The organism is Amycolatopsis sp. NPDC104819, assembly GCF_055583145.1.
This window is the reverse complement of sequence record NZ_JBVJON010000003.1, coordinates 577242-588502: the sequence shown is the minus strand read 5'-3', so window position 1 is coordinate 588502 and position 11261 is coordinate 577242. Positions and strand designations below refer to the sequence as shown.

The following is an 11261-nucleotide window of genomic DNA, read 5'->3' as shown; positions in this document are numbered from 1 at the left end:
TTGATGACCGTTACCTACCCTGGAGTGTCATGAGTACGGACGAGCAGGCCGCGGTCGCGGTGGCGGAGCCCGAAGAGGCGTCCGGGGCCACCGCCGCGAAGCCGGCGAACGAGTCGTCCTCACGGATCCTGGTCTTCGGCGCGGCCGCGCTGGCGCTGGCCGCCCTGATCGCCGCGGCGATCTTCGGGATCATGTGGTGGGCGGCGGCGAACGACGACAACGCCGGCCTGGCCGCGTCGCGCGAAGCCGTCGTCAAGGCGGGCACCAGCGCGCTGAAGGCCTACACCGAGGTCGACTACCAGGACCTGGACGGCTTCTTCGCCCGGCAGAAGGCCGTGTCGGACGACAAGATGTCGCAGCAGATCGACCAGTCGGCGCCCACGTTCCGCAAGGCGCTCTCCGACGCCAAGACGAAGGTCACCACCGACGTCCAGGACATCGCCGTCGAGGAGCTGGACGACCACGAAGGCAAGGCCAGCTTCCTCGCCGCGATCGCCACGACCGTCACCCAGGGCGACAAGAGCAGCGCGAAGCCGCTGCGCCTCGAGGTGTCGATGACCCGCGTCGGCGACGAGTGGAAGCTGTCCGGCATCGACAGCGTCCCGCTCGTCGCGGCCGGCCAGTAGAGCGTCACGCAGAAGGAGCTCGTAGTGCCCCCCTCCCGCCGCCAGCCGCCTCGCAGCAGCAGCACCCCGCCGCCGCGCCGGCCCCGCGTGGCCGGGCTGCGCAAGCCCTCGACGGACGAGTCGCCCGCCGAGCGCACCGGCCAGCTCCCCGCGGTGCCGCCCGAAGGGGCGCGCAAGCCGCGGCCCCGGCCCGCTCCGCGTCCGGTGCCGCGCCCAGCCGCCAAGCCGGAGTCGTTCGAGGCCACGAGCGGGCAGCTCGACACGGCGCCCGCCGAGGACACCGCGGTGTTCGCCGCCGTCGACACCGAAGAGCCGGTCGAGGTCGACGCCCTCACCGGCGAAGCCGAGGAAGCTCCGGCGCCGCGGCGGAAGCGGCGGGACACCGGCATCGCGAAGCCGTCCGACGTCTCCGAAGCCGAGGCCGAGGCCGCTTCGACGGAGAAGCCCGTCCCGGCGGCGGGCCTGCCTTCGCCGAGGCCGTACCTGATCGCGACCGCGCTGGTGGTCGTGGCGCTGCTCCTGGGCGGGCTGGCGTACTGGTTCCATTCGAAAGAGGACGCGATTTCGAAGGCGACGAGCAACACCGCGCTGCTGGACGTCGCGAAGACCGCGCAGGTCAAGGACGCCGTGTCGAAGGCGGCCGAGGCGCTGTTCTCCTACGACTTCAACAACATCAAGAAGACCGAGGACGCGGCGAACGACCTGCTCGCCAACGACGACGTCAAGAACAAGTACAACTCGCTGATGGGCGAGGTGAAGCGGCTCGCGCCGGGGCAGAAGATGATCGTGACCTGCAAGGTCACCCGGGCCGCCGTGATCATGCTCAACGACGACCTGGCGAAGGTGATGGTCTTCGTCGACCAGACCTCGACCCGCACGGACACGAAGAAGACGACCGCGGGCACCGCCCAGCTCCACCTGAACGCCCAGCTCCAGGGCGACAAGTGGAAGATCACCGACATGGACACCTACAACGCGCCGAAGATCCCGGCGGCCACCCAAGCTCCGGCTTCCCCGTCGCCTTCCAAGTAGCTCAGCTCGCGAAGCGCAGCGTCTCTTCGGCGTGCGCGTAGGCGGCGATCGCGACTTCGAGCGCGACCATCGCTTCGCGCAGCTGCCGGTGGACCTGCCCGCCGCGACGGGAGCTTGGTTCCGAGACAGCACGCAGGGCGTTGTCGAGTTCGAGGTGCGCCTCGATCAGGCGGACGCCGAGCGGGCCGAGGGCATCGGCCGAACGTCGCGCGGCCAGGGGATCGGTGTCGAGAAAGGGCGATTCCAGCGCGGTCAGGTACGGCGGCAGGGGATCGTTCCCGGTTTCGTGGTCGTTGCGGATCGGCGGCCGGTTGACGCCTTCGTCCAGCAGAGTGCACACCGCGCAGTGACTGAAGGGTGCGCCGATCCGGGCACCGCACCGGCCGCGTCCGTTCGCCGCGAGCAGGTGGACGCGGTCCGCGTCGAAGTGGCTCGGCCGCCAAAGTGAGTTTATTGCGTCAACTTACGACTAAAGTTTAGTCTCTAGAACTGCACGATGGAGTGATTGCGTTCAGCGATGCGGACAGGCCACGCTTGCCGGTATGCCTCCGAAAGACCGGTCCCTGCCGCCGACGTCCGACGACCCGATCGTCGCCCGCATCCAGCTCGGCATCATCCTGCGCGAGCTTCGGGAGGATGCCGAGCACACGGCGGCCGAGGCGTGTGTCCACCTGAGCTGCTCGCCGGCGAAGATGAGCCTGGTCGAGAACGGCAAGCAGGGCATTCCGGTCCACGAGGTCGCGGCGCTGCTGGATTTTTACGGCGCTGATGACACTTCGGCCGCCGAAGCGCTGCGGCTGGCGGCGATCCCGTGGCCGCGGCGGCGGAAGCGGCGACGGGCGCTGTACCAGGAGGCTGTCCCGGCGACCGCGCGGCGATATGTCGCCTTGGAGGCGGACGCGCGGGAGATCGTCGCTTACGACAACGCCGTGATCAATGGGCTGCTCCAAACCCGTGACTACGCCAGGGCGCTGCTCGAGGCGGGCGCGCCGTACGCGGGCAGCCAGGAGATCGACGTCAAGCTCGACATCCGGATGAACCGGCAGGAGAAGCTGTTCCGCACGGAGCCGGCGCCGCTGGGGCTGGACGTGATCATCGACGAAGCGTGCCTGCGGCGTCGGATCGGGAGTGCCGAGGTGATGCGGGCGCAGCTGGAGCACTTGATCGACGTTTCGGAGCGGGACAACGTCCGGTTGCAGGTGCTGCCGTTCGTGCCGAAGCCGACACCGAACAAGGACGAGGCGTTCTCGGCGCGTTCGAATTTCTGCATCCTGAAGCTGCCTGAACGTGGGTCGCTCGTCTACATCGAAGACTTCGCGGGTGGCACCTATCCCGAAGACGGCTTGCTGATCCAGGAGTATGCGGCGGCCTACGAGCGATTGCGCCGGGTGGTACTCGACGGTGATGAGGCTCGGACCTTCCTCGCTAAGCTGGTGGCCCAGGATGGGTGATCGGCTGAAGCGAGGTAGGGATGCCCGACCAGAAGTTGCCGTGGCGGACGAGCAGCTACAGCGGCGACGCGAACGGCAACTGTGTCGAGGTGGCGGTGTCGCAGGCGGTGTACGTCCGTGACACGAAGGACCGCGAAGGCGGGACGCAGCACTTCGAGGTCCAGGCGTGGTCGGCGTTCCTGGCTGCTGTTCGTTAGCGCGCTTCTGACGTCGGCGTGCGGCGCTGATTCGGGCTGGAACCGCGTCGCCGAGGGAATGCAGCTCGGACCGGCGCGTTTCGAGCTGCAGAGTTACGGCCGGAGCCGGTGCGTGAACGTCGACCGGTCGGAAGGACTGTTGGGCACCGGACTGGTCACCGGCACGCTCGACGTGGACGCCGCGCTGAGGAAGGTTCTGGCGGAAGGCCTGCTGCCCCGGCTGTCCGGCCCGCGGTCGATGGCCGTCGGCGGCGTCCCGCACAACACCCGTACTGGCGCTCCCGGCCGCGGAGCGACGATCTTCGTCATCGAAGACCGGTGTGTGCCGGCCGACCTGATGTCCGGATTGCTGCAGCTGGACCTGCGCGGTTACCCGGTCCACACCCCGGACGGCGTGGCGGTCGTCTTCCTGCTCGGCACCCTCCCCGCCGCCGAACGGGACCGTGTTCTGGCCTCCGTCTGGGTGAGGCGCTGACCCTGCGGAACCGCTGACCTGCTCTCCTGCGTCTGATACCGTGATCTGCTGACAGAGCGTGTGCGTGAGCTCACGGGACTTCGGGGAGGAAGTTCTGCATGCCTGATTTCGGACGCATGGTGACTGGTTCGGCCGGCTACCGGGTACCTTCGGACGACCCGTCTTTGAGAGGCGCCCACGTGGCGGAGATGATGCGCCTCCAGGCCCGCCTGGAGCAGGCGGACGCCGGTGGTGGTGCGGGCGGCGGCTTCAGGCTGGACGTGGAGCAGATGCAGGCTTTGCTCCCGCAGTGGAAAGACCTCCGCGACCTGCTCGGCGATCTCCAAGAGAGCGGCTACGAGCTCAAGCTGGTCAAGTCGCCGGCAGCCGACGAGGCAAGCACTGCCAACAACGCGGCGGCGAAGGCGCATGCGGAGTTGTATTCGAATAGCATCAAACAGCAGTGGCAGTATGCAAATGAGTATGTCGTTTCGCTTGAGAAGATGATCGAGAAGTATCAGCAGGCCGATGGTTCGGCAAGCCACTCGTTCAACGTCATGGGGACTGACCGGTGAAGCGCTGGAAATTTGCGATGGTGCTATCGGCGGCTGTGCTGGTCGTCGGTTGTTCTAGTGGTGTCACCGGTCATGCCTCGCCCTCGACGGCCGTGGGTACCTCGGAACCCTCTGCGAGCGGCGACCCAGACGTGCCGAAGGTGAGCCAGCCGCTCGACACCGCCCGGTACGAGCAGGATCCGTGTTCCGTGCTCACGCCGGGTCAGCTCGCTCAACTTGGTATCACGATCAAGCCGACGCCCAACCCGAGCAGTTTGGGGCCGGGTTGCGACTGGCGTGCAATCGATGAGGTTGGCTTCACCATCGGTAGCAGATTCCTAACGGCTGGCAGCAGTCTCGCCAACACCTATCAGCAGCAAAAAGACGGGGGGTCGAAGTTCTTTCAGCCTGTTGCTGATGTCTCAGGCTATCCCGGCGTGCTGCTGGATGATGATGCTGCGCCGAAGGATCACTGCCAACTTGCCGTCGGTGTTCGTGACGATCTTCTTTACAGTGTGCAGATTTCATTGCGCCCCGATGCCCAGATCTACGGGGATCCCTGTCCGACTCTGCAGAAGGTGACGGAAATGGCGGTCTCGACGATGAAGGCGGGGGCCTGATGACCGAGTACACCGCCCAGCAGATCGTCGACATGCTGAAGTCCGGCGACGGCCCAGAGAGCCTCTTCGAATCCAGCCGGATCGCCGAGGAAACCGCGGCCAAACACGTCGAGGCGCGGGACATGATGACCCGCCTGCAATCCGCCATGAGTGAAGCCTGGACCGGCAACGCCGCCGGTCAGGCGCAGGCCGGGGCGGGGCCGTTGCTGGCCGCGTCCGAGGTCAGCGCCGTGCACCTCGGCGCCGCGCGGGGCGCGCTCGTCACGCAGGGCAGCGACTACGCCGACCTGCGGAACAAGGTCGGCGATGGCCCCGGCCCGCAGCCGAGTGACGACTTCCTCAGCCGCAACCTGCCGATGCTGACCAACAAGGACGAGGAAATCGCGAGCTGGAACGCGAAGGCGCAGGAAGTCGTCCAGCACTACGGCACCTACAACGGCCAGACCGGTGGCAACACCGCCGGCCTGCCGCAGGACTACGGCGACCTCACCCTCCCCTCCGGCGGGACGGACATCGAGCACGCCGAGAAGCCACCGCCGGTCACCCCGCCCGGCGGGCACGACGACCAGGTCCAGCCACCCCGGCGGAACACGCAGGTCCAGGGCCAGGACACGTCCTGGCAGCAGCAGCGCCCGAACACGCCCGGGCAGCCGGACACTCCGCAGCCTGGCGAGACCACGCACACGTCCGGGCAACCGGACACTCGGCCGTCACACCCCGGTGACACCACGCACACGTCTGGGGTGACGCCGCCGGTCACCGCCTCGGGAGGGCAGAACCCGGCCTTCGGCCGCGACGGCGGTTCAGGTGACATCGGCTCCCGGCTCGGCACCAACGGCTCGGGCGGTGCGACATCGTTCGATACCCCGGGCGGCGGTTCCGTCACCGGCGGACGCTTCATCGAGGGAGGTCGCGGCGGAACCGGTCGCGTCGGCGAGCTGGGCGGTATCGGTGAGCCCGGCGCACGAACCGGCGGCCGTCTCGGCGAGCCGGGCACCCCGCGCGGCGGCGAGCCAGGCACACCTCGTGGCGTCGGCGAGCCCGGCGGACGCAGCGGCACCGGCCGGTTCACCGAACCCGGCTCCGTCCGGCCGGGCTCGGCCGGTGCCGCCGGAAAGCCCGGCACTCCGGGCGTCGGCGGACCGATGGGCCGCGGCGAAAAAGAAGAGGACAAGGAGCACAAGCGGCTCTCCGTCCTTCAGGAGCCCGATCCCGACGAACTGTTCGGACCGCCGAAGGACGTGAAGACGGTTCCCCCGACGATCGGCATGTAGTGACGGTGAACCGCGAGGTCGCGCTCGACGCGGCCAGCGTCCACTGGGCGGCCGGACGGCTCGGTCTCACGCTCCCCGCCGTGCTCGCACCCGCGCCGGTGTGGCGGAGCCCGGAAGCCGAAGAAGACCGCACCCGCGCCGCGCGCGAGGACTTGGCCGCCGAAGGACTGCTCGACCGCGGCGAACCGGCCGAAGACCTCGAAGAGAGCCTGCGCCTGCTCTGTCGTGCGCCGGCCGAGCTGTCCGCTTATGTGCAGACCACGGAACTCGGCTACCGGCTGCACGCAGGCGCGGGCCGCCGGGACGGAGCCTTCGCCTGCTATCTGCCTCGGGAAGGGCGGTTCCTGCTCCGGCCCGCCCGCCCGGAGGCGCTGGCCCGCGTCGTCGCCCGGGAGCTGCCCGAGCACCCGCCCGCGCGCTCCGTGTCCTATTCGGTGCCGGTCGCGGACCTGACCGCGGGAGAACCCCACGGTCAGGCGGCGCGCGTCGCGGCGATCTTCAAGCGTCCCCGCTTCGCGGGCGGGCAGCTCACCGCCGGCGTCCGGGACCGGCGCGGGCACCGGCGCAGCGAACCGGTGACGTTCGTCGACATCGAACAAGGCCGTTGGCTCGGCCATCGCTCCCCGGACGGCCGGTACGTGACGGCCGTCGGCGGGTCCGGCAGTGTGTTGCTCGCCAAGCTGGCCGAGCTGTATCACGAACTGAGCTGACGCGGCCCCGGCGAACCCTTGCCGTCCGGCTCGCTCGCGAGAGCTGTAGTGGCCCCGGCCCTCGGGGCCGGGGCGGCAGGCCGACCGGCCGGCGTCTCTCCGACTTGGCCTGCCACCGCCGGTGCCGTGCCCGGGCCGTCAGGGGCTTCTCGAGCCGCTGTCGGGGGCGTGCCAGCCCAATCTGACCTTGCCGTCGGCGTGCGACCGGCCGATTGCGTTCCGCTATCTCGCCGAGGCGCCTGGCGGGTCGGCCGGCCCGGGACACCTGCGACGCCCGGTGCACATGTGACACACCCCGCGCCCCCCGAAACCCGCTCACCCAAACCGCCACCACACCCCACCGCCGGCCGAAACCGGTGCCGCCGGAAGTGGGCTGGCACACACCCCCACCAAGATCAACACCAAAGAAACCCCCAGGTCCAAGCCCTACTGCTGGCGCTACCGGCCGGTAGCTGGAAGTATATTCGGCCGCTCACGCTCCGCTGACCCTCTTCCACGCTGCGCCAACCGGGCCGACCCCCGTGTGGCATCTTGACTCTCGCGCCCGGTGGGTTCACGCTTACTCCCGACGGCGAAACCGGCAGCCCTTGCGGGAGGGAAAACCGGGTCGCCTGGAGGCATACCTGAAGACGTCGCGATGCAGGCTGGGCCCCATCTGGAGCGCCCCCTGGACAGACCGCGCCGTTCGGGCTAGACTGCCTCTTTGCGCTGCCCTCTTTCAGGCTGCCCGGAGCCGGTAGTTAGGATAGTGGGCACACGGCACCCTTGACAGTCGCTGATAGCTGTTGCTATGGCGGCCGTCACCGCTCATTGTCCCCGGAAGGACGCATCTTGGCAGTCTCTCCCGCGAACCAGGCCACTGCTGCGACCACCTCGGCTGAATCTCGCTCGGAGTCCACGGGAATCCCCGGCGCGCCCAAGCGGGTTTCCTTCGCAAAGATTCGCGAACCGCTCAGCACCCCCAACCTGCTCGACGTCCAGATCCAGTCGTTCCAGTGGTTCACCGGGGACGAAGCGTGGTTCGAACGCCGTGTCGAAGAAGGTGAAGAAAACCCGGTCGGCGGCCTCGAAGAGGTCCTGAACGAGATCTCCCCGATCGAGGACTTCTCCGGCTCGATGTCCCTGTCCTTCTCCGCCCCGCGCTTCGACGAGGTCAAGGCCTCGATCGAGGAGTGCAAGGACAAGGACATGACGTACGCGGCCCCGCTGTTCGTCACGGCGGAGTTCGTCAACAACAACACGGGCGAGATCAAGAGCCAGACGGTCTTCCTGGGCGACTTCCCGGTCATGACCGACAAGGGCACGTTCATCATCAACGGCACCGAGCGTGTCGTCGTGTCCCAGCTGGTCCGCTCGCCGGGCGTCTACTACTCGAAGGACGTCGACAAGACGACCGACAAGGACGTCTTCAGCGTCCGCGTGATCCCGAGCCGCGGCGCGTGGCTCGAGTTCGACGTCGACAAGCGCGACACCGTCGGCGTCCGCATCGACCGCAAGCGCCGCCAGCCGGTCACCGTGCTGCTGAAGGCGCTGGGCTGGACCACCGAGGCGATCCGCGAGCGCTTCTCCTTCTCGGAGACGCTGCTGGCGACCCTCGAGAAGGACCACACCGCCGGCACCGACGAGGCGCTGCTCGACATCTACCGCAAGCTGCGCCCGGGCGAGCCGCCCACGAAGGAGAGCGCGCAGACCCTGCTGGAGAACCTGTTCTTCAAGGCGAAGCGCTACGACCTGGCCAAGGTCGGCCGGTACAAGGTCAACAAGAAGCTGGGCCTCGACACGCCGTACGACACCGGGACGCTGACCGAAGAGGACATCGTCACGACGATCGAGTACCTGGTCCGGCTGCACGCCGGCGAGGACAAGCTCGACGCGCAGAACGGCACCGAGATCCCGGTCGAGACCGACGACATCGACCACTTCGGCAACCGGCGCCTGCGCACGGTCGGCGAGCTGATCCAGAACCAGATCCGGGTCGGCCTCTCCCGCACCGAGCGGGTCGTGCGCGAGCGCATGACCACGCAGGACGTCGAGGCGATCACGCCGCAGACCCTGATCAACATCCGCCCGATCGGCGCGGCGATCAAGGAGTTCTTCGGCACCTCGCAGCTGTCGCAGTTCATGGACCAGAACAACCCGCTGTCGGGCCTGACGCACAAGCGTCGTCTGTCGGCCCTCGGCCCGGGTGGTCTGTCCCGTGAGCGCGCCGGCATGGAGGTCCGGGACGTCCACCCGTCGCACTACGGCCGGATGTGCCCGATCGAGACGCCGGAAGGCCCGAACATCGGCCTGATCGGCTCGCTCTGCTCCTACGCGCGGGTCAACCCGTTCGGCTTCATCGAGACGCCGTACCGCAAGGTCGTCGAGGGCCGGGTCACCGACCAGGTCGACTACCTGACCGCGGACGAAGAGGACCGGTACGTCAAGGCCCAGGCCAACGCGCCGATCTCGGACGACGGCACCTTCGTCGAAGACCGGGTCATGGCCCGCCGCAAGGGCGGCGAGGTCGAGCTGATCGACCCGCTCGACATCGACTACATGGACGTCTCGCCGCGGCAGATGGTCTCGGTCGCGACCGCGATGATCCCGTTCCTCGAGCACGACGACGCGAACCGCGCCCTGATGGGTGCGAACATGCAGCGCCAGGCCGTGCCGCTGCTGCGCAACCAGGCCCCGTACGTGGGCACGGGTGTGGAGCTGCGCGCCGCGGTCGACGCCGGTGACGTGCTCGTCGCCGAGCAGGCCGGCATCGTCGAGGAGCTCTCGGCGGACCTGATCACGATCATGCACGACGACGGCACGCGGAAGAGCTACGGACTGTACAAGTTCCGCCGCTCGAACCACGGCACCTGCTTCAACCACCGCCCGATCGTCAACGAGGGCGACCGGGTCGAGCAGGGGCAGGTCATCGCCGACGGCCCGTCCACCGAAAACGGTGAGATGGCGCTCGGCAAGAACCTGCTCGTCGCGGTCATGCCGTGGGAGGGCCACAACTACGAGGACGCGATCATCCTCTCGGAGCGCCTGGTGCAGGACGACGTCTTGACGTCGATCCACATCGAGGAGCACGAGATCGACGCCCGCGACACGAAGCTGGGCGCCGAGGAGATCACCCGGGACATCCCGAACGTCTCCGAGGAGGTCCTGGCCGACCTCGACGAGCGCGGCATCATCCGCATCGGCGCCGAGGTCCGCGACGGCGACATCCTGGTCGGCAAGGTCACGCCGAAGGGCGAGACCGAGCTGACGCCGGAAGAGCGCCTGCTGCGCGCGATCTTCGGCGAGAAGGCCCGCGAAGTCCGCGACACCTCGCTGAAGGTGCCGCACGGCGAGACCGGCAAGGTCATCGGCATCCGCGTGTTCTCGCGCGAGGACGACGACGAGCTGCCCCCGGGCGTCAACGAGCTGGTCCGCGTCTACGTGGCCCAGAAGCGCAAGATCCAGCCGGGCGACAAGCTCGCCGGCCGGCACGGCAACAAGGGTGTCATCGGCAAGATCCTGCCGGTCGAGGACATGCCGTTCATGGAGGACGGCACCCCGGTCGACATCATCCTGAACACCCACGGTGTGCCGCGACGGATGAACATCGGCCAGATCCTCGAGCTGCACCTGGGCTGGCTGGCCTCGCAGGGCTGGACGATCGAGGGCGACCCCGACTGGGCGAAGAACCTCAACGAGGAGCTCTACGACGTCGCGCCGAACACGAACACCGCGACCCCGGTGTTCGACGGCGCGAAGGAGGAGGAGCTCACCGGGCTGCTCGGGGCGACCAAGCCGAACCGCGACGGCGAGCGCATGGTCAAGGAGAACGGCAAGGCGACCCTGCTGGACGGCCGTTCCGGCGAGCCGTACCCGTACCCGGTCGCGGTCGGCTACATGTACATCCTGAAGCTGCACCACCTGGTCGACGACAAGATCCACGCCCGCTCCACCGGTCCGTACTCGATGATCACGCAGCAGCCGCTGGGTGGTAAGGCGCAGTTCGGTGGCCAGCGCTTCGGTGAGATGGAGTGCTGGGCGATGCAGGCGTACGGCGCTGCCTACACGCTGCAGGAGCTGCTGACGATCAAGTCGGACGACGTGGTCGGCCGCGTCAAGGTGTACGAGGCCATCGTCAAGGGGGAGAACATCCCCGAGCCGGGCATCCCGGAGTCGTTCAAGGTGCTCCTCAAGGAGCTCCAGTCGCTGTGCCTCAACGTCGAGGTGCTCTCCAGCGACGGCGCGGCGATCGAGATGCGCGACTCCGACGACGAGGACCTCGAGCGCGCCGCGGCGAACCTCGGCATCAACCTGTCCCGCAACGAGTCGCCCTCGGTGGACGACGTCGTGCACTGATCGCGAGC

At 68.2% G+C, this 11261-nt stretch carries 11 protein-coding genes; 10 read left to right on the top strand and 1 reads right to left on the bottom strand.

The window, feature by feature from the left end; genetic code table 11:
* Positions 1-29 precede the first annotated feature (29 nt).
* Complete coding sequence (locus ACZ63E_RS12020; protein WP_465335974.1) at positions 30-626, top strand: hypothetical protein; 597 nt, start codon at positions 30-32, stop codon at positions 624-626.
* 87 nt (positions 627-713) lie between these two features.
* Positions 714-1658, top strand: coding sequence for a hypothetical protein (locus ACZ63E_RS12015; protein WP_465336110.1), 945 nt, complete (start codon positions 714-716; stop codon positions 1656-1658).
* Position 1659: 1 nt separating this feature from the next.
* Here the strand turns inward: ACZ63E_RS12015 and ACZ63E_RS12010 are convergent, their stop codons facing one another.
* Positions 1660-1998: a hypothetical protein gene (locus ACZ63E_RS12010; protein WP_465335973.1), complete on the bottom strand. Its 339-nt coding sequence runs from the start codon at positions 1996-1998 to the stop codon at positions 1660-1662.
* 202 nt (positions 1999-2200) lie between these two features.
* Here ACZ63E_RS12010 and ACZ63E_RS12005 point away from each other — a divergent pair, with 202 nt between their 5' ends.
* The 8 genes from ACZ63E_RS12005 to rpoB all read left to right on the top strand — a co-directional run bounded on the left by ACZ63E_RS12005 (position 2201) and on the right by rpoB (position 11253).
* Positions 2201-3109: a helix-turn-helix domain-containing protein gene (locus ACZ63E_RS12005; RefSeq protein WP_465335972.1), complete on the top strand. Its 909-nt coding sequence runs from the start codon at positions 2201-2203 to the stop codon at positions 3107-3109.
* A 20-nt stretch (positions 3110-3129) separates the two neighbouring features.
* Positions 3130-3306 (top strand): DUF397 domain-containing protein, encoded by a 177-nt coding sequence (locus tag ACZ63E_RS12000; protein WP_465335971.1) that lies wholly within the window; start codon positions 3130-3132, stop codon positions 3304-3306.
* A 112-nt stretch (positions 3307-3418) separates the two neighbouring features.
* The gene (locus ACZ63E_RS11995; RefSeq protein ID WP_465335970.1) at positions 3419-3781 is read left to right on the top strand and encodes a hypothetical protein; all 363 of its coding nucleotides are present in this window, start codon (positions 3419-3421) and stop codon (positions 3779-3781) included.
* Positions 3782-3879: 98 nt separating this feature from the next.
* Positions 3880-4335 (top strand): hypothetical protein, encoded by a 456-nt coding sequence (locus tag ACZ63E_RS11990; protein WP_465335969.1) that lies wholly within the window; start codon positions 3880-3882, stop codon positions 4333-4335.
* Entirely contained in the window at positions 4332-4934 is a 603-nt protein-coding gene (locus ACZ63E_RS11985) for a DUF3558 domain-containing protein (protein ID WP_465335968.1), read from the top strand. Before ACZ63E_RS11990 ends, ACZ63E_RS11985 begins: the two co-directional genes overlap by 4 nt.
* A complete protein-coding gene (locus ACZ63E_RS11980) occupies positions 4934-6208 on the top strand; it encodes a hypothetical protein (RefSeq protein ID WP_465335967.1) in 1275 nt (424 codons plus the stop codon). Before ACZ63E_RS11985 ends, ACZ63E_RS11980 begins: the two co-directional genes overlap by 1 nt.
* A 5-nt stretch (positions 6209-6213) precedes the next feature.
* Positions 6214-6918, top strand: coding sequence for an ESX secretion-associated protein EspG (locus tag ACZ63E_RS11975; RefSeq protein WP_465335966.1), 705 nt, complete (start codon positions 6214-6216; stop codon positions 6916-6918).
* 831 nt (positions 6919-7749) lie between these two features.
* Positions 7750-11253, top strand: a complete 3504-nt coding sequence (gene rpoB / locus ACZ63E_RS11970) for a DNA-directed RNA polymerase subunit beta (protein ID WP_465335965.1) — start codon at positions 7750-7752, stop codon at positions 11251-11253.
* Positions 11254-11261: the final 8 nt, after the last annotated feature.

Excerpts from the sequence above, each read along its gene's own strand:
- ACZ63E_RS12020 (WP_465335974.1), top strand. The coding sequence starts at position 30 with ATGAGTACGGACGAGCAGGCCGCGGTCGCGGTGGCGGAGCCCGAAGAG.
- ACZ63E_RS12005 (WP_465335972.1), top strand. The coding sequence starts at position 2,201 with ATGCCTCCGAAAGACCGGTCCCTGCCGCCGACGTCCGACGACCCGATC.
- ACZ63E_RS12000 (WP_465335971.1), top strand. The coding sequence starts at position 3,130 with ATGCCCGACCAGAAGTTGCCGTGGCGGACGAGCAGCTACAGCGGCGAC.
- ACZ63E_RS11990 (WP_465335969.1), top strand. The coding sequence starts at position 3,880 with ATGCCTGATTTCGGACGCATGGTGACTGGTTCGGCCGGCTACCGGGTA.
- ACZ63E_RS11980 (WP_465335967.1), top strand. The coding sequence starts at position 4,934 with ATGACCGAGTACACCGCCCAGCAGATCGTCGACATGCTGAAGTCCGGC.